Annotated in this window: 17 protein-coding genes; 2 read left to right on the top strand and 15 right to left on the bottom strand. The window is 60.9% G+C overall.

Annotation, left to right across the window (positions count from 1 at the left end; all coding sequences use genetic code 11):
• Positions 1–9 precede the first annotated feature (9 nt).
• The 13 genes from L5849_RS07735 to L5849_RS07675 form a co-directional block, all read right to left on the bottom strand.
• A complete protein-coding gene (locus L5849_RS07735; RefSeq protein WP_236925104.1) occupies positions 10–1,446 on the bottom strand; it encodes an indolepyruvate oxidoreductase subunit beta family protein in 1,437 nt (478 codons plus the stop codon).
• Complete coding sequence (locus L5849_RS07730; protein ID WP_236925103.1) at positions 1,446–3,569, bottom strand: indolepyruvate ferredoxin oxidoreductase subunit alpha; 2,124 nt, start codon at positions 3,567–3,569, stop codon at positions 1,446–1,448. The genes L5849_RS07735 and L5849_RS07730 overlap by 1 nt, the downstream gene beginning before the upstream one ends.
• 4 nt (positions 3,570–3,573) lie before the next feature.
• Complete coding sequence (locus tag L5849_RS07725; RefSeq protein ID WP_236925102.1) at positions 3,574–4,347, bottom strand: cyclase family protein; 774 nt, start codon at positions 4,345–4,347, stop codon at positions 3,574–3,576.
• Between the two features lie 56 nt (positions 4,348–4,403).
• Positions 4,404–6,185, bottom strand: coding sequence for a tetratricopeptide repeat protein (locus tag L5849_RS07720; RefSeq protein ID WP_236925101.1), 1,782 nt, complete (start codon positions 6,183–6,185; stop codon positions 4,404–4,406).
• Positions 6,186–6,543: 358 nt separating this feature from the next.
• Complete coding sequence (locus tag L5849_RS07715; protein WP_236925100.1) at positions 6,544–7,062, bottom strand: MarR family winged helix-turn-helix transcriptional regulator; 519 nt, start codon at positions 7,060–7,062, stop codon at positions 6,544–6,546.
• Positions 7,063–7,353: 291 nt separating this feature from the next.
• Entirely contained in the window at positions 7,354–8,538 is a 1,185-nt protein-coding gene (locus tag L5849_RS07710; protein WP_236925099.1) for an acyl-CoA dehydrogenase, read from the bottom strand.
• On the bottom strand, positions 8,538–8,948 hold the full coding sequence (locus L5849_RS07705) for a RidA family protein (protein ID WP_236925098.1): 411 nt from the start codon (positions 8,946–8,948) through the stop codon (positions 8,538–8,540). The genes L5849_RS07710 and L5849_RS07705 overlap by 1 nt, the downstream gene beginning before the upstream one ends.
• The gene (locus tag L5849_RS07700) at positions 8,945–9,367 is read right to left on the bottom strand and encodes a thioesterase family protein (RefSeq protein ID WP_236925097.1); all 423 of its coding nucleotides are present in this window, start codon (positions 9,365–9,367) and stop codon (positions 8,945–8,947) included. Before L5849_RS07700 ends, L5849_RS07705 begins: the two co-directional genes overlap by 4 nt.
• Positions 9,367–10,533: an acyl-CoA dehydrogenase family protein gene (locus L5849_RS07695; RefSeq protein WP_236925096.1), complete on the bottom strand. Its 1,167-nt coding sequence runs from the start codon at positions 10,531–10,533 to the stop codon at positions 9,367–9,369. Before L5849_RS07695 ends, L5849_RS07700 begins: the two co-directional genes overlap by 1 nt.
• A complete protein-coding gene (locus tag L5849_RS07690; RefSeq protein ID WP_236925095.1) occupies positions 10,533–11,342 on the bottom strand; it encodes an enoyl-CoA hydratase family protein in 810 nt (269 codons plus the stop codon). Before L5849_RS07690 ends, L5849_RS07695 begins: the two co-directional genes overlap by 1 nt.
• A 3-nt stretch (positions 11,343–11,345) precedes the next feature.
• Positions 11,346–11,837 (bottom strand): MarR family transcriptional regulator, encoded by a 492-nt coding sequence (locus L5849_RS07685; RefSeq protein ID WP_236925094.1) that lies wholly within the window; start codon positions 11,835–11,837, stop codon positions 11,346–11,348.
• Positions 11,834–12,619 carry an SDR family NAD(P)-dependent oxidoreductase gene (locus tag L5849_RS07680; RefSeq protein WP_236925093.1) on the bottom strand — a complete coding sequence of 262 codons (786 nt, stop codon included), beginning with the start codon at positions 12,617–12,619 and terminating at the stop codon, positions 11,834–11,836. The genes L5849_RS07685 and L5849_RS07680 overlap by 4 nt, the downstream gene beginning before the upstream one ends.
• The gene (locus tag L5849_RS07675) at positions 12,612–14,912 is read right to left on the bottom strand and encodes a bifunctional salicylyl-CoA 5-hydroxylase/oxidoreductase (protein ID WP_236925092.1); all 2,301 of its coding nucleotides are present in this window, start codon (positions 14,910–14,912) and stop codon (positions 12,612–12,614) included. The genes L5849_RS07680 and L5849_RS07675 overlap by 8 nt, the downstream gene beginning before the upstream one ends.
• Positions 14,913–15,102: 190 nt before the next feature.
• On the opposite strand from L5849_RS07675, the gene L5849_RS07670 reads away from it, so the two are divergent.
• Together L5849_RS07670 and L5849_RS07665 are read left to right on the top strand one after the other, a co-directional pair.
• The gene (locus L5849_RS07670; RefSeq protein WP_236925091.1) at positions 15,103–16,221 is read left to right on the top strand and encodes a pyridoxal phosphate-dependent aminotransferase; all 1,119 of its coding nucleotides are present in this window, start codon (positions 15,103–15,105) and stop codon (positions 16,219–16,221) included.
• A gap of 34 nt (positions 16,222–16,255) precedes the next feature.
• Positions 16,256–17,911, top strand: a complete 1,656-nt coding sequence (locus tag L5849_RS07665; protein ID WP_236925090.1) for a DUF885 family protein — start codon at positions 16,256–16,258, stop codon at positions 17,909–17,911.
• A gap of 173 nt (positions 17,912–18,084) precedes the next feature.
• Here the strand turns inward: L5849_RS07665 and L5849_RS07660 are convergent, their stop codons facing one another.
• Both L5849_RS07660 and L5849_RS07655 read right to left on the bottom strand, forming a co-directional pair.
• Positions 18,085–19,374: a dihydrolipoamide acetyltransferase family protein gene (locus L5849_RS07660; protein WP_236925089.1), complete on the bottom strand. Its 1,290-nt coding sequence runs from the start codon at positions 19,372–19,374 to the stop codon at positions 18,085–18,087.
• Positions 19,375–19,379: 5 nt separating this feature from the next.
• On the bottom strand, positions 19,380–21,731 hold the full coding sequence (locus L5849_RS07655) for a transketolase (RefSeq protein WP_236925088.1): 2,352 nt from the start codon (positions 21,729–21,731) through the stop codon (positions 19,380–19,382).
• Between the last annotated feature and the right edge of the window lie 536 nt (positions 21,732–22,267).

Genomic DNA, 22,267 nt, shown 5'->3' with positions numbered 1-22,267 from the left:
AATGGGGGCCTAGGCGGCGAGGGCGGCCGCCAGCGCTTTCCCATCTTCATCTGCCAGCGCAGCTTCGCGCAGGCGCGCAATCGTGGCAGCATCGATCCCTCCCTGGCGGTAGCGGTCGATCACCAGATCGAAATTGCGCAGGCCGCGCTCGAACGTGTCGCCATAGCCTTTGATCAGACGCTGGCATTTGACCAGCTCCAGCGCGCTGGCGGGCTCGGCTGAGCGCACGAGAGCTAACCAGTCCTCTATCCGTGCCTGTTCGAGCGCGTAGCGCAACGTTCCACGCCGCCATCGCCGCCAGCCAGCGAGCGCATATAGTGCAAGGAACCAGCGCAAACGGGTCGTCTCGACGTGACGGCCTTTCGCAAACAGTGGTTCGAAAAGGCGCTTCGCTCGCTTGCTGGCAAGGAGCCGACGACCGATCGACAAGGGCAGTGTCTCGCAGATCTCCTCAAGCCGGGGGTGGAGATACTCGGTCAACTGGACGATCTGGCCATCTTGGGCTTTCACTTCCTCCTGCACACGCGCGAACCGTGTGCGGCGAATTTTGAGCGCAGCGACCCGGATCGTATCCTCGTAGGACATCCATAGCGCCAGGTGACGCGCGGCCTCCGTCAGCAAGGCGCCTGGACCGGCCAAGGCCTCCAATCGATCGAGATACAGTTCGGCATAGGCACGATCCTGATAGTCGATCAGGCGCCTGACGCCCTCCAGCGCGAAAGCATGCGCTTCGGGGGGAAGGCGCTGCTCCACCCGGTTTGCCAATGCGCGACCGGCCTCGCTGGTGGGTTCCGGGCGATCCTCCACGAATACATCGCGTGAGCTGGACTTGCCCTCTGCCGCATCGAACCCCGCCGCGAAACCGCGCAGATTGGCGTCGATGGCTTTCCCGCCGGCACGGATCGCTGTCTCGAAGGCTTCGCGCGGGAAAGGCAGGCCGCCGCTCCCCGCAAGAGCGCCGAACATGATTGAGCTGATCACGCAGCCGTTTGCCTGCGCCGCAGCTTCCATGTCGAAGCCGATGAAGCGCCTTGCGCGGTCCTTCGCTGCGGTGAGAATACGCTCGCTGCTGGCGCGCCCATCGCCCATCGCGGTCTTTTCGCTGATCGCGTAGACACGGTGGGTCGATCCAATGAGCAGCGTGTCTGTGGATACGAAGCCGCGAAGGATCGCGCGTCCCGCCTCCATCAGTTCCGAAGCGACGACGATGTCTACGTCGCCTGGAACCGGCATCAAAGCCAGAACAGGGGTCTGCGTTTCCTCGGCGGGGATCATTTCCACGTAATAGACGGTGGCGCCTGTGCGCTGAGCCACACCGGGCACCGAGGTTCCTTGTGCGATGTAGCCACACATCTCGCCCAGTTGTACTATCCAGTTGGCCAATACGCCGCCGCCCTGTCCGCCCAGGCCCAGGACTGCGATGGTAATTCGCTTGCGTTGCTTCATCAGAAAGCCCTCGCCGCCAGCATGCGTTCGTCGCGCCGCTGAAGCGCGCCGATCACCCATTGCCGTATCCGCTGGCGGATACGGTCGCCCCGGTTCGGATTGCTGATGATTTGTGCCTTGTAAAAGGAAGGACACAGGATAGCGGCATGGCTTACCTCGCCGCACACGCCGCAACCCACACAGCTGTTCTCCACATGCGCAACCGGGTCCTGTCGCAAGGGGTCGGGGTTCGCACGGATCGAGAGCGAAGGGCATCCCGACAACCGGATGCAGCTATGGTCGCCGGTGCATGTGTCAGGGTCGACGCCGAAGCGTTCGCGCACCACCCGCTGGCCGCTCTTCAGAGCATGGGCGACCTGCGGCTTGAGCCGGCGTTGTCGGTTCAACTGGCATTCGGATTGTGCAATCAGAACTTTCGGCCCCTTTTCGCGCGAGGTCAGTGCATCGCGAATGGCATCGCGCATACCGGCCACATCATAGGTCCGGGTGCGCGTCTGCGCCCAGGTGATCCCGACTCCGCGTACCGCGCGTTCGATAGGGTTGTTGGTCTTGCGATGGGGCGGCTTGGCGCGCGATGACGGGATATCCTGCCCGCCCGTTGCCGCCGAATAACCATTATCGACGATGATTGTCAGATTGTCGTCCTGGTTGAATACCGCATTCCCGATCCCCGAGGTCAGCCCGTTATGCCAGAAACCGCCGTCTCCCATGATCGCCACGGCGCGTTTGCCCTCGGGCTTGAAAGCAGACGCGCCTGCGGTGCCGAGGCCGTACCCCATTGTGGTGTTGCCGATGTGAAACGGCGGCAGGATGGAAAACAGATGGCACCCGATATCGGCCGATACGTGAAGTTCGCCGATCTCTTTCTGGACCAGTTTCATAGCCGAAAAGATCGGCCGCTCAGGACAACCGGTGCAGAAGCCTGCCGGTCGGGGCGGGACGGTGGCAGGCATTAAGCCCGGGGGCGGCGCAGGTTTCGGCTTCGGCGCGCGGCTTGGTGCGTGTCCGCGCAGGAATTCCGCAACCCCGTCCCGGATTGCATCGGCAGTATATTCGCCGGCTCGCGGCAGAAAGTCCTTGCCGCACACCATCGTATCGAGACCGGCGCGACGGATCAGCGTGTTCAGTTCGTGTTCGATGAATTCGGGCTGGCCCTCTTCCACCACAAGCACAGCCCGTTTGCGGGCACAGAAGTCGCGCACTTCCTCGGGGATCAGCGGATATGTAACGTTGAGAACATATATCGGCAGTGAAGCCTTGCCATAAGCATCGGACAGATCGAGCAGTTCTAGCGCGCGATTGAGCGAGTTGAAGATGCCGCCCTGAACGATGATGCCGATCTCATCTTCTTCAGGGCCGAAATGTTCGTTCAGCGTGTTCCGCCGGATAAAGTCCACCCCGGACGGCCAGCGTTTCTCGATTTTCTCGACTTCGTGCAGAAAGTTTGCCGGTGGCAAGACTATCCGGTCGACATCGCGCGAAGGCTTGGCCGCTGCTTCGGCCACGGTTAGCGGTGGACGGCGGTTGTCGCGCGCGGTGAAGCTTCCGGTGACGTGGCAGGCGCGGACACGCAGTTCCAGCATCACCGGCGTGTTCGATGCCTCTGACAGTTCGAAGCCCTTTTGCACCATGTCGACGATCACCGGCAGGCTGGGGCGCGGATCAAGCAGCCACATTTGCGATTTCATCGCGAAGGCATGCGTGCGTTCCTGCATGATAGACGAGCCTTCGCCATAGTCTTCGCCGAGGATGATCAGGGCGCCGCCCGTGACCCCGCCGGATGCGATATTGGACAGAGCATCGGATGCGACATTCGTCCCGACCACGGATTTCCAGGCCACAGCGCCACGCAACGGATAATTGACCGAAGCAGCGAGCATGGCGGCGGCCGTGGCCTCGCTGGCCGAACTTTCGAAATGGACGCCTAGGTCGGACATAAGCTCGCTGGCGTCGGAGAACACATCCATTAGATGGCTGATCGGCGAACCCTGGTATCCGCCCACATAGGCGACGCCACTTTCCAACAGGGCCTTGGTAACGGCGAGAATCCCTTCACCATGGAAGGTTTCTCCCTCGCCGAGCTTCAGCCGTTCGATCTCCGCCTTGAAAGAGCGTTCCGCCATGCGTCTAATCGGCCACCAGCGCCAGGACGCGTAGCGGGCTGCCTGAACCGTCTTCGATTTTGAGCGGCGCGGCCACGATGATGCTGCCGGTCGCTGGAAGCAGATCGAGGTTTTCGAGGCACTGCAATCCGTAGCGCCCCGCGCCGTGGATCAGCGTGTGTGCGGGATAGGCCGGGTCCAGCAGATGAGCCTGCCCGGCATCGGTGCCGATTGTCTCCACACCCAAGCCGTGAATGTCTCGCTGTTCCAGCAGAAAGCGAACCGCCTCAGTCGTGGGTCCGGGCGTATGCGCACCGTCTTCGTGCCGGTTGGTGTAGGCTTCGCCCTCTCGTTTCGACCAATCGGTCCGTAACAGGACCCAGTTGCGGGGCGGGATACAGCCATGGGCTTCTTCCCAAGCTTCGATATCGGCTACGGTCAGCAGGTAATCAGGATCGGCGGCGGACTGCTGCGACATATCGATTACGACCGCCGACGCCAGGAAATCGGCGGGGGGGATCGTATTGGTCGAATTGTTCGGAAGATCTTTGCCCGATGCCCAGTGGACTGGAGCGTCGAAATGGGTGCCGGTATGCTCGCTGACGGTGAAATTGTTCCAATACCAGGCGACACCGCGCTCGTCATAGCGCGAGATCTCTTCTTTGCTGAAACCCGCGCACTGATTGAACTCGGGTGGAAGGACGAGAGTCGGGGTGTCGGGCGATAGCGTCTGCGTGAGATCGATCGTTCGGATCGCCCCGGAAGCGATCTCGGCGGCGAGTTGCTGGATAATGGTCATCTATTGGCTCCTCTCATCTCGCACGTTAGCTATAAAACTTGCATATGCAACTAACATCACAACCTAGCCGTCGGCACTACGTCGAAAGCGATCGTCATCCGATGCGCCTCGGCAGAGAATGGAACCGTGCCGTGGTAAAAGTACGAAGGGAAGAGGACGAGAAGGCCGGGTTCGGGACATATGGTACGCAGGGTACGCTCGTGCCGCCCCAGATGCAGAGCGGTTTCGCCGAATTTCAAGCAACCTTCGTCACCTTCCAAACTGGCAGGCAGCGCGACATAATAGACGGCACTGATCCAGCCGGCGGGATGAATGTGGTTGGTATGGTGCCCGCCCGTGCCCAGCCGCGCCGACCACGAGCCGGAAAAAGAGAAGCCTGCGGCTTTGCGACACAGAAAGGGATGGTCCGCATCATCGGGCAGAGCGGCGATGTATCGCGCCACCGCTTCTTCGATCATGGCCCGGACCGCAGCGATTTCGGGAATGTCGCTGTCGAATAAGTCGTCGGCAGTCTGCGTGCCGCCGCGCAAAGTCTGCTCCAGCGGTGCCTGCTGGCCGCTGTGCAAGGCTCGTAGCGTACGGTTAAGTCGGCTATTGAACCCCTCGGCGTTGCCGGTCCGTGGACCGAGCCGGAAAGTCCGGATAAAATCGGGGTTTTCGAGCCATTCGTACTTCGGATCGCCTTTCAGCCGCCAGACGATAGCTTGCAATGCCAGCATCTGCTGATCGTTTGGGTCGGAGGCGAGCCGACGCCGGATCAGCGACAGCGCATCGTCATACCGTTCCAGTATCAATAGGATGCGAGCATATTCCCGCAAGGTCGGCGCGTGTTCCGGTTCTGCCTTAAGGGCCGCATCAAACGCTCTAGCTGCGTCCGCCGCCCTGCGGGAAGACCATAGCGCCTGGCCGAGAAGGCAGAGATGTCCGGCCCCGCTAACGCCGCGAGACACCGCCGTTTCCAGTAGCTCGACAGCCTGCTCGGGCTCTTTCGCCAGCGTCAGACGCCTAGCGAGGCCTTCCAGCAAATCCGGGTGATCCGGATGAGCTTCCAGGGCCTTTCGATAGCTTACGACATGCTCCGCGACCCTACCTTGATGCCAAAGCATTCGGCTCAGCGATTCGTGGATGGCGGCATCGGTTGGTGCCAGTCTGATCGCATGGCGATAGGCCTGCGCTGCGTCTTCGAAACGACCCAGATCCTGCAGGCAATGGCCGAGGTTGTAGGGTATCTCAGCCCGTTCGGGAGAGCTCGCCGCGCATTCGAGCAAGATCGACAGGGCTTCGTGCGCGCGTCCGGTTTGTCGCAGCGCGACCGCGAGATTGTGCCGCCAAGGCAAATGATCCGGCGCCGCCTGCAGGGCAAGCCGATAGGCCTCGACCGCACCCGGATGATCCCCGATCGCGCCGCGCATCTCAGCCAGGACGGCCCAGGCCCGCCCGTTCGAAGAAGCACGATCGAGTAGCGGGGCGAGACACGCTTCCACTTCCTCGAACTCTTTGAGCCGCGTCAGCGAAAGAGCCAGATTGATGCGGGCATCGCTGTAGGCTGGAAGAAGCTGCAGCGCTTCGCGATAAGCCTCGGCGGCTTCGGAGATCTCCCCACGATCCAGCAGGCTGTTGCCCAGATTGTTGAGCACGTGCGGCTGTCGGGGATGCGCCGCCAGCGATTTGCGAAACAGGTCTACGGCTCGGTAATGGTCGCCTCGCTGCCGCGCCACCATGCCGAGCAATTGCAGCGCGTCCGGCTGGAGCGGCATTGCGTCCAGAACCGCCAGCAGCCTCTGCTCGGCAGCGTTCAGCTTGCCCGCTTGCGCAAGCTGCAGCGCGTCGCGAAGCATCGTTTTCTCTATGGATCGCGATTGTGGTCGCATGCCGCGCTCTCTCTGGGGACAGTTGAGTTCGAGCCAACGCTGATCCGAAACCGATCGGACGCGCCTTATTAAATAAATCACGCGCTAAGTCATATGTAATTGCACATAATGCGGCATGGGTGCAACGTCCGCTCCGAAAATTCGAGGCGAAGCGTGTGGCAGCTCATCGGATGGTCAGCGGGAAGGGTATCCAGTCTGCGGCGACGTGGCGGATCGCGATGAGATTGCCGAGGGCTCGATCATACGCGCTGCTTCGCTACAGAAGCTGTGGGGTGTGCTGGGTCATCGCTGGTGACGAAGTTGTTCGGTTGGCGGGTTGAGGATCCTACTCGATCGGCAATTTGCTGAGATTCGCACTAATTTTCTGAAGCGTACGAAGAAGGTGAGCGATATCGCGGTTGCTGATCCCATCCATCGCCCGCATGAATTGCCGTCCCACTATGGGCGTCAGCTTGCGCAGCCTCTGTTCTCCAGCGGCGGTGAGCGTCACTTCGGTAATGCGGTTATCCTCGGCATTGGGCTCGGCCGTTACCAAACCTTGCTCGAGCATGCGATCGATGATCCGGCTGATTGTTGAACGTTTGGTCAGCGCGGCTTCGGCGATGGTGCCGATACTTGCAGGCTGGCGCTCGCGAAGTACCGTCATCACTCGATAGATTGGTTTCGAGACCCCGTGCTTGTGCAGCACCTTATCCATATCTTCGTGATATTTGAAATCGGCGTGAGCCATCAGATAAAAAGGTGAATTGGCCAGCCGGAATGTCGCACTGCTGGGGTTGTAGTCACCGCGATCTATCTGATCTTCAACAATATCTTGCGATCTTTTGCCCAACACTGCTTTCATACTGTCCCTCGAATGCTTTTCCCGTCACCCGCATTGACGGCCGACAGAGCCGGTCCAATCGAGCACAGGTCTGGTTTGTCCGCAATCCCATACCAAGAATCCTCTCCGACCGACCGGCGCGAAGGGATTGCTTAACGGTTTTTGCGTGAATTTGATCCTATCTCCGATAGCGATCTTGTTCGCAAAATAAAGCGTTTTCAAGCGAAACGGAGGGAAAAGCTCGATAAACGTGCGCCATCGCCTCGGGAGTAGGCATTGCCAGACTGTGGTGGGGTGGGCCTGCTGTCCCTGTCAGAACGCCGGAATTCCGGTGATGGCGCGACCCAGGATCAGCGCGTGAACGTCATGCGTTCCTTCATACGTATTGACGGTTTCCAGGTTCATGGCATGGCGCATCACTTGATAATCGGCGCTGATACCGTTGCCACCGTGCATGTCCCGTGCTGTGCGGGCAATGTCCAATGCTTTGCCGACATTGTTGCGCTTGACGATTGAAATCATTTCGGGCGCGAACCCTCCCTGATCGATCAGTCGCCCGACCCGCAGGCTCGCCTGGAGCCCCAAAACGATCTCGCTCTCCATATCGGCGAGCTTCTTCTGATAGAGCTGCGTCGCCGCCAGCGGCCGGCCGAACTGATGGCGGTCGAGGCCGTATTGGCGGGCGGCATGAAAACAGTATTCGGCAGCGCCCAAAGCGCCCCAACTGATCCCGTAGCGCGCGCGATTGAGACAGGAGAACGGCCCCTTCAGGCCCGCCACTTCGGGGAGCAGCGCCGTCTCCGGCACCTCCACGTCCTCCATCACGATCATGCCCGTAATCGATGTGCGTAAACTGAGCTTGCCTTCGATTTTTGGCGCCGACAGTCCGGGCGTGCCCTTCTCGAGCACGAAACCGCGGATCGCGCCCCCGTGGGCTTCTGACTTGGCCCACACGACGAATAAGTCGGCGATGGGAGCATTGGAAATCCAGGTCTTCGTCCCGTTCAGACGATAGCCGCGAGCGGTTCTGACCGCTTGTGTCCGCATTCCGCCGGGGTCGGAACCTGCATCGGGCTCGGTCAGGCCGAAGCAGCCGATCATTTTCCCACTCGCGAGAAGAGGAAGATAGTGGCCCTTTTGTTCCTGCGAACCGAAGGCGTGAATAGGATACATGACCAGACTGGATTGGACGCTCATCATCGAACGATATCCCGAATCTACCCGTTCCACTTCGCGCGCGATGAGACCGTAAGCCACATAGGATGCTTCGACACCTCCATAGGCTTCCGGGATTGTCGGACCAAGCAGCCCCAAGGCACCCATCTCGCGAAAGATGTCTGGATCGGTTTGTTCTTGAGCGAATGCATCGATCACACGGGGGGCGAGCCGGTCCTGCGCATAAGCTCTGGCGACATCGCGGATCATCCGCTCTTCTTCGCTTAACTGTTCGTCCAGAAGAAAGGCATCGGACCAGTCGAACCTCTGCACGCCGCTCATCAACGTGAGGCCGCCGGGATTACCGCCGTGGTCTCGATCTCGACTTTTGCCGCCGCCTCGACCAGCCCGGTTACCTCCACCACCGCCATCGCGGGGAAATTGCGTCCAAGAAGTTCGCTATACGCGGCGCCAATGGCGGACAAGCTGGCGAGGTATTCTTCCCGATCGGTGATGTACCAGGTCATGCGAACGATATGTTCGGGACCGGCACCGGCTTCAGCCAAGACGGCCAAGGTGTTTTCCAGCACCTGACGGAACTGGCCGGGAAGGTCGTGACGCTGGAATATCTCGTTCTCATCCCATCCGACGATTCCGGCCGTGAAGATCATATGCCCGCTGGCCGCGATACCGTTGCTATATCCGCGCGGTCGTGGCCAGCCGGGGGGGAGCAGAGATTGATGGGCGCTCATGAAGGGTCCTTGTCGGAAAGTGCGTGTCTTGTGAGGGGATCGAGAAAGTCGGCAGGCCAGGGGTGCGCGCGCATATTGGCGAGATCGATAAGAACCACAGTGGAGCGAACAGCGAAGCGCGCTTCGCCGCCGCAAGTGATGTCGATGCCGAGATCGAGCGAGCTCCTGCCAATCCGCAAGATCCGGACGGTGAAGTCGAGCATGTCGCCCAGCCGGCTCGGTGCCGTGAACTCGGCCTTGAGGTCTACCGTCGGCAGCCCCATGCCCAATTCGCCATGCATCGTGTTTCTGTCCACTCCGAGCACAGCCGCGGTCCAGTCCTCGACCGCCGCGTCGCACAGTTCGAAATAGCGCGGATAGTATGCGATGCCCGCAGGGTCGCAGTGCGCAAAGCGCAGGGGCAGGCGGGTGGTGAACATCAGTTGGCGCTTTGTGCAAGATGCTGGCGCGCGATGACCACTTTCTGCACTTCGGATGCGCCCTCATAGATCCGCAGAGCCCGGACCTCGCGGTAGAGTGCTTCGACCGGACTGCCCACGGTAACGCCGAGCCCGCCAAACATCTGCACGGCCTTGTCGATAACCTGCTGTGCGCTGTCCGTCGCATGCAGCTTGGCGAGCGCGGCTTCGCGCGAGTTGCGTTCTCCCCGCACGTCGCGCAGCCATCCCGCGCGATAGATCAGCAGGGCTGAGGTATCGATATCGAGCACCATTTCCGCCAGCTTGGATTGTGTAACGGCATTGTCCGCCAGCACCCCCTTCCCCAGCTTGCGCACGCGTGCCCGTTCGGTCGCTTCGTCGAGCGCGCGACGGGCGAAGCCAAGCGCGGCGGCGCCCACTGTCGTGCGGAAAATGTCGAGTGTTGCCATAGCGGCGGCAAATCCGCGGCCCGCCTCACCGAGCAGAGCCGTTTCCGGCAAATCCATGTCGGTGAATGTCAAAGTTGCCAACGGGTGCGGCGCGATTACCGCGATCCGTTCGGTAACCGTCAGCCCGTGGGTTTCGGCGTCGACGATGAACGCCGAGACGCCTTTGGCCCCCGGCGCCTCGCCGGTGCGCGCGAATAGAATATAATAATCGGCGATGCCGCCATTGGAAATATAGGTCTTCGCCCCGTTGACGCGGTATCCCGCCGGTTTGCGATCTGCGCTTGTCTCCATTGCCGCGACGTCGGAGCCCGACACCGGCTCGGTCAATGCGAAAGCCGCAATTTTCCTTCCGGCAGCAACTTTAGGCAGATAGGCTTGCTTCTGCTCTTCGGTACCGAAGAGACTTATTGTCCCCGAGCCGAGCCCCTGCATTGCGAAGGCGAAATCGGCCAGACCTGAATGGCGCGCCAGGGTTTCGCGGATCAGTGCGAGCGAACGGATATCCAGCCTTTCGTAGATGCCGCCATAGGCTGCCGGCACGCAATAGCGTAGCCACCCTGCCTCTCCCAACGCGCGGACGAGTGCGCGACATGCACCGTCGATGTCCTCGGGATGATCGTCCGTCAAATGGTCGCCGCACCATGCTTCCAGATCGATGGCAAGCTGGCGGTGGCCATCATCAAGGAAGGGCCAGTCGAGAAAACTCCGGTCGGCCATCAGTCGCCTGCGAACTCTGGAGTGCGCTTGGCCGCGAACGCCACGAAGGCGCGTCGGAAGTCGTTGGTCGCCATGCAGATCGCCTGCGCTTGCGCTTCCATTTCGATCGCCGTCTCAATCGAAACTGCCCATTCAGTATTGAGCTGTGTCTTGGTGATCCCGTGGGCGAAAGTCGGGCCGCAGGCTATCGATCGGGCGAGAACAAGAGCCTCGTCTGCCAATGCTTCAGGGGCGACCAGACGGTTGTGAAATCCCCAACGTTCACCCTCTTCCGCAGTCATCATCCGACCTGTGTAAAGCAGTTCCGACGCTCGGCCTTGACCGATGATGCGCGGCAATATCGCGCAAGCCCCCATGTCGCATCCCGCCAGGCCAACCCGCGTGAACAGGAATGCGGTCTTGGCTCTCTGTGTCGCGATCCGCATGTCCGACGCCATTGCCATGATCGCACCGGCGCCCACGCAGATTCCATCAATCGCCGCGACTATCGGCTGCGGACAGGCCCGCATGGCCTTGACCAGATCGCCGGTCATCCGGGTGAACGCCAACAGTTCGGGCATTGGCATTTCCGTCAACGGTCCGATGATTTCGTGGACATCGCCGCCTGACGAAAAATTGCCGCCGGCCCCGGTGACGATCACGGCCTTGACCGCCGGAGTGTAGCTCAGGGCCCTGAAGGTATCGCGCAGTTCCGCATAGCTTTCGAACGTCAGCGGGTTCTTGCGTTCGGGCCGATCAAGCGTGACGGTTGCGACACCATCGGCAAACTGCCAGTCGAAGTGTTCCGGCGAGAACTGTTCCGGGTTCATGCCTCATCCTTTCCCATTTTGTGCCGCCAGCGTATCCTTGAGCGTGCCGAGAAGCTCGTAGAGTGTGGTCTGTCGGTCGTGCCCCAGGCCGCCGAGCATCGCGTCGATCCAGTCCTGGTGGGCCTCTGCCAGTCCTGTGAAGCAATGGCGGCCCTGCTCGGTCAGACGAACGATCGACGATCGGCCGTCGGTGGGGGAAGGGGCGACGCCCACATATCCATCGCGAACCAGTGCCTGGACGACACCTGTAACGTTGCCGTTGGATACGAGCAGTGCCTGCGACAATTGCCCCATCGTCATCCCTTCCGGATGACGATCGAGCGCGGCCATCACGTCGAAGCGGGGAAGCGTGATATCGTATTGATCGGCAAAACGCCGCTTGACTTGCTTCTCAATGATCCGTGTACACGTCAGCAGTCGCAGCCAGAGCCGTACGCTGTCGCGCTGTTTGGCATCGCTGGCCCGATAATCGAGCGCCACCGAGCTGTCGTTCACATCACTTCTCCACCAGCCACCAGAATGGTCTGTCCGGTTATCGACCGGCTGGCAGGAAGGCAAAGCCAGGTCGCCGCATCCGCCACTTCGACGGGTTCGATAAGTCGCTTCTGTGGGTTAAAGCGCGTAAGTTCAGCCGCCGCCTGTTCTGCACTGCGCCCGGTGGCGGTCTGAATTTTCGCGACCGCCGTTTCCACTATTCCGGTATCGGTGAAGCCGGGGCAGATGGCGTTCACGGTCAGCGGCGTTCGCGCATATTCGATCGCTAGGGCACGGGTCAGGCCGATGGCACCGTGTTTCGATGCAACATAGGGCGCGATATAGGCGTAGCCCCTCACCCCGGCTGTAGACGCCACGGTCACAATGCGGCCTGCCGGTGCCGCCAGCAGATCGGGAAGTGCCGCCTGGCTACAATGAAACAACGCGTCCAAGTTGATCGCCATCGTCTGGCGCCACGTCTCGGTCGATATGTCGGCGAAGGGACCGCTCGATGCGATTCCGGCATTGTTGATCAAAATACCAATGGGGCCGTGTTCGGCGCGCGCGGATGCGAAAGCCGCATCCACCGCCTGGCGGTCCGCCACGTCCGCAGTCTCTGTATGGACCTCGCACGCCAACTCGGCGCGCAGTTCCACTGCTGTCTTTTCCAGCGTTTGGCTTGTTCGGCCGACCAAGGTCAAGCGCACCCCTTCGGCTGCCAACGCAGAGGCGATGGCTGCGCCGATGCCCGATCCACCACCGGTGACGACGGCGTGGACGCCCTTCAGACGCAAGCTAGCCATTCTGCGCTGCTTCCATCTCTGCGGCACGTTTCAGATTGCGGGTTAATTGTGCCATGCCTGCAAGATAGGGCGGGGGCACGGCCGCCCCGTCGTATTCGTGCTGCGCTGCTGCCCGCAATGTCCACATGGGATCGATCATGTGCGGTCGGCCCAGCGCGACCAGATCAGCACGGCCGGCGGCGAGGATGGAATTGACGTGGTCGGTTTCGAAGATGTTGCCCACGGCCATTGTCGATACACGCGCCTCGTTGCGGATCTGGTCGGCAAAGGGGGTTTGGAACATCCGACCGTAAACCGGTCGCGATGCCGCCCATGTCTGACCCGCGGAAACATCGATCAGATCGGCACCCGCGGCATGGAACGCGTCTGCGATCCGCACCGCTTCGTCAGGCGTCACGCCGGCGGTGCCCATCCAGTCGGTCGCGGAAATACGAACCGACATGGGGCGTTCGGCTGGCCAGACAGCGCGCATGGCGGCGAACACCTCGAGCGGATAGCGCAGGCGATTCTCCAGCGAGCCACCGTATTCGTCGTTACGGCGGTTCTGCAGCGGCGTAATGAAGCTCGAAAGCAGATAACCGTGCGCCGCGTGCATCTCCACCATGTCGAAGTCCGCCTCGATAGCGCGCTGCGTGGCGGCGACGAATTGGTCGCGGACCCGGTCCATGTCTTCCCGGGTCATCGGTTGCGGGGCCTGGCTGGCCTCGCTCCACGGCACATCGGAAGCGGCGATCAGCGGCCAATTATCGCGGTCGAGCGGTTCGTCCATCCCTTCCCAGCCGATCTTGGTGGAGCCTTTGGCCCCTGAATGGCCGAGTTGAAGGCATATCTTGGCCCGGGTTTCGCGATGTACGAAGTCGGTAATGCGTCGCCACGCCGCAACGTGTTGGGGAGCGTACATGCCAGGGCATGCGGGCGTAATCCGACCGTCGGCCGACACACAGGTCATTTCAGTATAAACGAGCCCGGCACCGCCTTGCGCGCGGGCGCCGTAATGGACCAGATGGAAATCGTCGGGCGTGCCGTTCGTGGCGCTGTACATTGCCATCGGCGAAACCACGATCCGGTTGTGCAACGACATTTCGCGCAGTTTGTACGGGGCGAACATGGGCGGGGCGATTTCGTCGCACCCGTTTGGTGCTTGAGCTTGGAACCAGCGTTCCACCTCTTCCAGCCACGCCTGGTCGCGCAGACGAAGATTTTCGTGGCTGACGCGTTGAGACCGGGTAAGCAGCGAATAGGCGAACTGGAGCGGAGGAAACGACAGATAGCGATCGAGCGTCTCGAACCATTCGGTCGAGTTGCGCGCGCTGTTCTGCAGCTTCAGCACTTCGACGCTGCGCTCCGCCTGATACTCTGCAAGCGCCTGTTCCCGGCTGAGCCCGGGGCGGTTGAGGACTTCCGCCAGTTTGATCGCATCTTCCAGTGCGAGCTTGGTACCCGAGCCGATAGAAAAGTGCGCGGTGTGAGCTGCGTCTCCGAGCAGCACGAATTTATCGTATGACCAGTTTTCGGTTACGATGCGGCGGAAATTGAGCCAAGCCTGCGGCCCCGGGAGATGCGAGGCGTTGGACATCAGTTCGTGCCCGTCTAGATGGCTGGCGAAGATCGATTCGCACAGCGCGATGGCTTCTGGCTGATCCATTCGATCAAGGCCGAGCCGTCGCCAGGTTTCTGGCTCCATCTCCACGATGAAAGTCGATAGATCGCCATCAAAGCGATAAGCATGGGCCCATACCCACCCAGCTTCGGTCTGCTCGAACGCAAAGGTAAAGGCATCGAACCGCTTGGCGGTCCCGAACCAGAAGAACTTGTTCTTCCGGACCTGAATGTCGGCATCGAAATGCTCGGCGTGAGCGGTGCGAATGCGGCTGTTCGCCCCATCTGCGGCAATCACCAGATCGTAGTCATTCCAAGCGGCGAGTGCCGGGCTGGCTTCGTGCTCGAAATGCAAGCCAATGCCGAGTTCACGGGCACGTTCCTGCAGTATCGCGAGCAGACGTTTGCGCCCAATGCCGATAAATCCATGCCCGCCGGAGCGGATGCACTGGCCGTGGATGTGAACCTCGATATCGTCCCAATGGGCGAATTCGTCGCGGATGATTTCCCCGCTGACCGCGTCGTTGGCCATCAGGTTTTCGACTGTCTGGTCAGAAAAAACGACACCCCAGCCGAACGTATCGTCTGCTCGATTGCGTTCGAATACGTCAATCTCGTGAGACGGATTGCGGAGTTTCATCGAGATGGCGAAATAGAGGCCCGCTGGGCCTCCGCCTGCGCATGCGATCTTCACCTCGCCAACTCCCTCATCATTTTGCCGATGGCCGCATGGCTAAGTCGGCATGCGATATATTTCAACCCTAAAATTTTAAGCTTGAAATATCGTATATCACACAATTATGCACATGTATGAGGGAATTGGAGGTGCGACGATGAAATGGCCTGCGCGACGCCTTGCGGCGGGATCGAAGAAAAGTTTTGGGATGTACGATGCAGCGTGCGAGCTCGATGCAGAAGGCGTGGATCTGATTCATCTCGAATTCGGACGTCCGTACGCCGACACGCCCGATCACATCAAGGAGGCCGCAAAGGCAGCGCTCGATGCTGGCATCGTCCATTATGGTGATTTTCGTGGGACGCTTTCGTTTCGAGAATCCCTGGTTCGCAAGTTGCGCGATTTCAACGGTTTGGATTACGGGGTCGATGAAGTGTTGGTGACCAATGGCCTGACGCACGCCTCTTTTGCAGCTTTCATGGCCGCGATCGACCCGGGCGATGAAGTGATCCTGCTCGACCCGTTCTATCCGCAACATGTCGGGAAGACAGAACTGGCTGGCGGCACGGTGGTGATCGCCGAGCTCGACAAGGCCAATGAGTTTGCCATCTCGCGCGAGAACATCGCGGCAAAGATTACCGATCGAACGCGCATGATCGTTCTGGTCAATCCGGCCAATCCCACCGGCAGGGTCTATACCCGTGAAGAGCTGCAGCATGTCGCCGACCTCTCGATCGAGCATGATCTGCTGGTCCTGTCCGACGAGGTCTACGAGTATATTACATATGGCGGCGTCCGGCATGTCAGCATCGCAAGCCTGCCGGGAATGCGCGAGCGAACTATCAGCTGCTATGCCTTTACAAAGGCCTATTCCATGGATGGCTGGCGCATCGGCTATCTAGCCGCCGACTCCCGTCTTATGCCTGCTATCCTGCGTGTTGCCATGACCGATGTTACGCATGTCAACGTTTTCGTTCAGGAGGGCGCGCGTGCCGCTGTCGACGGGCCGCAGGATGGTATGCAGGCAATCGTCGAGGCCGATCGGCGCAAGCGCGACATTGTGGTCCAAGCGTTGAATCAGATGCCAGGTGTGTCCTGTGTGGAGCCGGAGGGGACGATCTATGCCTTTCCCGATATCACCGGCACCGGATTCAATTCGCAAGATCTGGCGATGCGCATACTCAAAGAGGCGCATGTCGTCGTCGAATCGGGTGCGTTCTACGGCCCGGGCGGCGAAGGTCATTTACGCGTGTGTTTCGGCTCGGAATCGGAAGCGCGGATAGCCGAAGGAATGGACAGGCTCGCGCGCTTTTTCAACGATCTGTGAGGAAGACGGGCCGGGTACCGACTGGGAGGGATTGATGAGACTTATCTTGCTCTGCGCCGCTGCGCTGATGTCGATCGCAGCCAAGCCGACGATGCTTGCGACGCCGGCTGCCGCGCAGCAGCAGACCGAGCCGAGCGGCTATCGTGCGCTTCAGCTGCTCTATTCGCAATTCCGGTCCATCGTGCCGCCGCCGATGGTAAAGGGCGTTCCCGACTATTCGCCAGAGGTGATGACGCGCCAATATGCGGAGCTGAAGGCCCTTAAATCCCGATTGCGCGCCATCGACGATAGCAACTGGCCGATCTCGCAGCGCGTAGATTACATGGTCGTGCTGGCCGAGATGCGTGGGTTCGAATTTCAGCACCGCGTTCTTCAGCCATGGAAGCGCGATCCAGCGTTCTACAGTACGACGAACCTTGGCTTCGGGCCGAAAATGCACGGTGCGATCGCCATTCCCGATCTGCCGCTTGATCAGTTTGAGGCGGCCGAAATGGCGGCCAGGCTCGACGCTGTGCCGGAGGCATTGCGGCAGGCGCGGGACAACCTCACCGACGCGCGCGGCGATCTTGCGCGCCTCGCGATCGCCCAGAAGCAGGTTGAGGTGAACGTCTATGGCCAGCTTGCCGAAGAAGCGGCGCGATTGCAGCCGGAACTGGTCGCGCCGGCACGTCGTGCGCAAACCGCTGCCCGCGAGTTCAAGGTGTGGTTGGAAAGCATCGAGGCGCAGCTTCCCGCGCATGGTGGAGTAGGGCGGGAGAATTATGCCTGGTATTTGAAAAACGTCCTGCTGCTCCCGTATACAGTGAATGAGATCGAAACGCTTGGCGAGCGCGAATATCAGCGCCAGATCGCATTCCTGAAGATCGAGGAGCATCGCAATCGCGACATTCCGATGCCGGCTCCGATCCGAACCCGTGCCGAATTCGATGCCAAGCGGAAGGCGGAAGACGAAGATCTCCTGCACTTCTTGCGCGAGGGCGATTGGGTCACGATCCCCGATTATCTCGCCCACGATCCGCAAGAGGGCCCCTATCAGTTCCCGTTCGAAAAGGATCCTTCCAAGCCGGGGCTGTTCGCTCCCCCTCTTGACCTTCACTTCTTCTTCCAGGCCGAATTCCGGGATGGGCGCCCGCTGCGCGCGCATAACCTTCCTGGCCATGCCTTTGATGGATTGCAGGCGGCGCGCGATACGCGCCCGATCCGTGGGGAGCCGCGTATGTTCTTTGTTGACGGTGTGCGCAACGAGGGGTGGGCGTTCTATCTCGAAGAGATGATCCTGCAGGCGGGGTTGCTCGACGACAGACCGAAAACGCGGGAGATCGACTATATCCTGGGTGCCAAACGCGCGGCCCGCATTCTGCCCGAACTGATGATGCAGAAGAATTCCTGGACTTGGGCAGAAGCCAATGCCTCGCTAATCGCTCGCACACCCAAATGGATGAAGCCTGGTGATGCCGTGGCTCAGTTCGATATCGAGCTCTATTTGCGTCAACCCGGCTACGGCATCGGATACTATATGGGGAAGATCGAACTGGAAAAGCTCATGGCTGAAGTCGCAATGCAGGAAGGTGATATGTTCGACATCAAGTCGTTCCACGATCGTTTCCGGGCGGCAGGGGCGATCCCGATCTCGCTCATCCGATGGGAAATGACCGGCCAGGATAATGAAATCAATTCGATGCGCGACTGAAAACCGGTCGTTTTGGGACGTCCGTGGTTCGGTCTGATGCACATATATTCAAAGGACATATGCCATTGCTATCACTGCACTTGCCCTGTGCGAAAGCTGCTCTGAGGTCTTGGAATTCTGCCAGCGATGAATGAATTCCGGCATCAAGGATTCAGCCAATTTGTCCGCACCGTTTAGGTAAGCATCAGCATTGGCTGTTCGACTAGCCTGCGGAATTCGGCAAGGAAATCGGCTCCGGTCGCTCCGTCGATCGCGCGGTGGTCGAAACTGGCGGTCGCGGTGAGCAGGCGGGCCGAAACGATCGCACCATCTTGCGACCACGGCCCCTCGCGACCCGAGCCCACACCCAGGATTAGGCCCTGCGGCGGATTGATGACCGGTCCCATCGCGTCGATACCATACATACCGAGATTGGAGATGGAGGCGGTACCGCCCTGGTAATCCTCGGGCATGAGCCGACCCTCGCGCGCCTTTTCGACCAAATCACGCGCCTCTGTGGCGATCGCGGCGAGGCTCTTCGCTCCGGCGTCGCGAATGACCGGTGTCACCAACCCGCCTTCGACAGCGACGGCCATCGCAATATCGACGCGGCGATAGCGATAAAGCCTATCGCCGCCGAACCCCGCATTGGCGTCGGGCACGCGCCGCAATGCCAGGGTCATGGCGCGGATGAGCATGTCATTGACGGAAAGCTTGATCCCGTCCGGGACCAGTTCCTCGTTGAGCCGCTGGCGAAGATCGATCAACGCATCGATCTGGCAGGTCACGGATAGATAGAAATGTGGGACCGTCTGTTTGGATGCACTCAGACGGCGCGCGATGGCCTTGCGCATGGTGCTGAGCGGGTGTGCATCGTGCGGAACGCCTTCCACCGGCCCATTCGTCGCCGGGATCGGAGCCGCCTTTGCACCAGAAGACGCCCGTTCGGGCGGGGTGGCGGCAGGGGTTTCCGTCACGATATCGCGCCAGAAGATGCGTCCGTCCGGTCCGCTGCCGGTCAACGAAGCCAAGCCCACTCCCTTCGCGGCAGCCAGGCGAGAGGCCAGCGCCGTGGCGTCGGCGCTACTATCGACCGGCACGGCCGCGGCGGCAACCGATCCCCCGGCAAGGGGGGTGGAAGGCGGCAGGTGTTGCGCCGCGTCGTCCGCATCCTCCGGTTGCTGCGCGGATGGTTGGATTGCGGCCCGCTCCCGATCGCCGCTGGGAAAAGGCACGGCTTCTCCTTCCTGCGCCATCACCGCGATGACGGCGCCGACGGGGATATCCTCGGTGCCGGCGGACACTTTCAGTTCGGCGACCACGCCGTCTTCGGCGGCCTCGAATTCCATCGTCGCCTTGTCGGTTTCGATTTCGGCAAGCAAGTCGCCCGCAGCGATAGTATCGCCGGGGGAGACGAGCCATTTGGCGAGCGTTCCCGATTCCATCGTCGGAGACAGGGCGGGAAGGGTAACTTCGATCGGCATACCATCTACCTCAGGAACAATTCGGCGGCCGCTTCGACGATTGCATCGGGATCGAGGCGATATTCGCGATACAGGTCGATGAGATCGCCGGTCTGCCCGAATCTGTCGGTGCCAAGCGCGCTGACCCGTTGGCCCCTCACTCCGCCCAGCCAGGACAGCGCGCCGGGACTGCCGTCGATCACGGTGACCAGTCCCGCTTCGGCAGGCAGCGCGCCGAGCAGGGTTTCGACATGCGACGGCGGCGCGGCTTCGGCTTGCCAGCGTGAAGCCTGCCGTGCCGACCAGTCGCGGTGGAGAAGGTCGGGGGAGGTGACGTTCAGCAGCCCCAGCCCTTCGACATCCTCTGCCAGCATCGCCCAGGCCCGCAGCACTTCCGGCGCGATGGCCCCGGTAAAGGCCAGCGCCGCCTGAGTTTCGGAACCGGGACGCTTGAGCCAGTAGCCGCCCTTGACGGCATCCGTTCGCCAGCCACTGTCCTCGCGCGGGACCTGTTCGATCTCGCGAGTCGACAGGCGTAAATAGACCGATCCGCCATCATCGCGCTGCATATGGTCGAAGCTCCATTCCATCAGCAGCGCCAGCTCGTCGGCGAAAGCGGGTTCGAAATAGGTTAGGCCGGGTTGGCCCATCCCGATCAGCGGGGTGTTGATCGATTGATGCGCGCCGCCTTCCGGCCCCAGTGTCAGGCCCGATGGCGTTGCCACCAGCAGGAAGCGCGCATCCTGATAACAGGCGTAATTGAGCACATCGAGCCCACGTGCGATGAAGGGATCGTACACCGTGCCGATCGGGAGCACGCGCTTGCCGAACAGCGGCCCGGCAAGGCCGAAGGCGGCCAGCGCCAGAAACAAATTGTGTTCGGCGATCCCGAGTTCCAGATGCTGCCCTGCCGCATGGCCGGACCATTTCTGGGTCGAGGGGATGCGCGCGTGCTGGAATACGTCTTGCAATTCCTGGCGCCGGAACAGGCCGCGTTGATTGACCCAGGCACCCAGATTGGTCGACACCGTAACATCGGGCGAAGTGGTGACGAGATGAGCAGCCAGCTCGCTGTCCGACTTGGCGAGCTCGTGCAGGATCTTGCCGAAAGCGCCCTGGGTCGATTGCATCGCTCCCGACGGAACGGTGATGGCGGGCACGGAATAGGTCTCCGCCGGGCTTTCCGGTTCGCGCGCGGCCAGCGGCGATTTCCGCACGAAATCCTTCAGAGCCTGAGCCGCATTGCCGCCGAGCCCGGCATAGGGCTCCCACTCTTCGCCTTCGGCAATACCCATGTCCTCGCGCAAGGTCCCGATCTGGGTCGGGGTCATCAACCCGGCATGGTTGTCTTTATGTCCCGCCAGCGGCAGGCCGAAGCCCTTGACCGTATAAGCGATGAACACCGTCGGCTTTTCGTCGGCTGCGTCGTCGAAGGCTTCCACCAGGCTTTCCATGCAATGGCCGCCCAGATTGGTCATCAGCATGTGCAGTGCGGCATCGTCGTAATCCGCCAGCAGTTTGAGAGTGGCCTTGCTGTCGGCCAGGTCCCGCTCGAGCCGTTCGCGCCACGCGCTGCCGCCCTGATAGGTGAGCGCGGCGAAATCGGCATTGGGACAGTTTTCGATCCAGTCGCGCAGCGCCTTGCCGCCGGGACGGGCGAAGGCCGCCTGCTGCATCTTGCCATGCTTCAGTGTGATTACCCGCCAACCGCAGGTTTCGAAAATGTCGTCGAACCGGCGGAACATCCGGTCCGCCGTGGTCGCATCCAGCGACTGGCGATTGTAGTCGATGATCCACCAGCAATTGCGCAAATCGTGCTTGTAACCTTCGATCAGGCACTCGTAGATATTGCCTTCGTCCAGTTCCGCATCGCCCATCAGCGCGACCATTCGCCCCGCGCTTTCGGGTGCGTTCCAGCCATGCGCGATGACGTAATCCTGGACCAGGCTTGCAAAAGCGGTGATTGCAACGCCCAGCCCCACCGACCCGGTCGAGAAATCGACCGGGATGCTGTCCTTGGTCCGGCTGGGATAACTCTGCGCCCCTCCGAAGCCGCGAAAAGTCTTCAGCTTGTCGAGGCTTTGCCGCCCGAGCAGGTAATTGATCGCATGCAGCACCGGGCCGGCATGGGGCTTCACCGCGACGCGATCGTTCGGGCCGAGCGCGTGGAAGTAAAGCGCCGCCATGATTGCCGTCATCGAGGCGCAACTGGCCTGATGCCCACCAACCTTCAGGCCGTCGCGATTTTCACGCAGGTGATTGGCGTTATGGATCGTCCAGGACGATAGCCATCGCAGGCGCTCGTCGAGCTGCTCGAGATTGGCGATTTCGGGAGCAGGGGGGGCAGTGTTGCCCCGATGATCGGTTTCGATATTCATGCAAATCCTCGTTCAGACGCCTCCTTACACCGATGTCTACGCATATGTGCAGCTGAATACGCCGGATACGCGCCGGGATCGGGCATATTCTGGCATCCAATTGGCGCCTCCCTGGCATGATCTGCTAAACGGCGGCGTAGAGCCCTCGGGCAGACCGGCTGAGTCGCGGTGACGGAACGGTCTGGCGGCGGGTCGCCCGTGAGGTCGCGAGCCTGTCTCATCGCGTGGCGCAAAGGGCGAGATATGGTTCGTGAGTCGCTTGGTCGAATCCGGCCTTTTGGGTTGGTGTTGACCTGGCTCGCCTGAGCCTGTGGTTTCAGATTACCTCTGCTGCCACGTATGATTGATTGGACGCGAGTGGCAAGATGTTGGAATCGTTATGTTTTACGTGAATGTTTCGATAATTCTACAAAAAGGCGTTGACCGGATCCGGGTGTGCTCCTAGATGGCCCTCACCGACGCGGCGCTGACGGCTTTCACCGTTCGCTGTATTGGTCGCCAACATAATCGGATAGCCGGTCCCCCGGTGTAAGTCG

It is taken from the genome of Erythrobacter sp. SN021 (assembly GCF_021864455.1).
The sequence above is the reverse complement of the archived record's forward strand: the minus strand, read 5'-3'. Positions and strand labels throughout refer to the sequence as shown.

Bases quoted from the DNA above. Each gene is read 5' to 3' on its own strand.
- L5849_RS07660 (WP_236925089.1), bottom strand. From the start codon at position 19,374: ATGCCGATCGAAGTTACCCTTCCCGCCCTGTCTCCGACGATGGAATCG.
- L5849_RS07730 (WP_236925103.1), bottom strand. From the start codon at position 3,569: ATGGCGGAACGCTCTTTCAAGGCGGAGATCGAACGGCTGAAGCTCGGC.
- L5849_RS07705 (WP_236925098.1), bottom strand. From the start codon at position 8,948: ATGAGCGCCCATCAATCTCTGCTCCCCCCCGGCTGGCCACGACCGCGC.
- L5849_RS07665 (WP_236925090.1), top strand. From the start codon at position 16,256: ATGAGACTTATCTTGCTCTGCGCCGCTGCGCTGATGTCGATCGCAGCC.
- L5849_RS07680 (WP_236925093.1), bottom strand. From the start codon at position 12,619: ATGGCTAGCTTGCGTCTGAAGGGCGTCCACGCCGTCGTCACCGGTGGT.
- L5849_RS07690 (WP_236925095.1), bottom strand. From the start codon at position 11,342: ATGAACCCGGAACAGTTCTCGCCGGAACACTTCGACTGGCAGTTTGCC.
- L5849_RS07670 (WP_236925091.1), top strand. From the start codon at position 15,103: ATGTACGATGCAGCGTGCGAGCTCGATGCAGAAGGCGTGGATCTGATT.
- L5849_RS07725 (WP_236925102.1), bottom strand. From the start codon at position 4,347: ATGACCATTATCCAGCAACTCGCCGCCGAGATCGCTTCCGGGGCGATC.
- L5849_RS07655 (WP_236925088.1), bottom strand. From the start codon at position 21,731: ATGAATATCGAAACCGATCATCGGGGCAACACTGCCCCCCCTGCTCCC.
- L5849_RS07715 (WP_236925100.1), bottom strand. From the start codon at position 7,062: ATGAAAGCAGTGTTGGGCAAAAGATCGCAAGATATTGTTGAAGATCAG.
- L5849_RS07695 (WP_236925096.1), bottom strand. From the start codon at position 10,533: ATGGCCGACCGGAGTTTTCTCGACTGGCCCTTCCTTGATGATGGCCAC.
- L5849_RS07735 (WP_236925104.1), bottom strand. From the start codon at position 1,446: ATGAAGCAACGCAAGCGAATTACCATCGCAGTCCTGGGCCTGGGCGGA.
- L5849_RS07700 (WP_236925097.1), bottom strand. From the start codon at position 9,367: ATGTTCACCACCCGCCTGCCCCTGCGCTTTGCGCACTGCGACCCTGCG.
- L5849_RS07720 (WP_236925101.1), bottom strand. From the start codon at position 6,185: ATGCTTCGCGACGCGCTGCAGCTTGCGCAAGCGGGCAAGCTGAACGCT.
- L5849_RS07710 (WP_236925099.1), bottom strand. From the start codon at position 8,538: ATGAGCGGCGTGCAGAGGTTCGACTGGTCCGATGCCTTTCTTCTGGAC.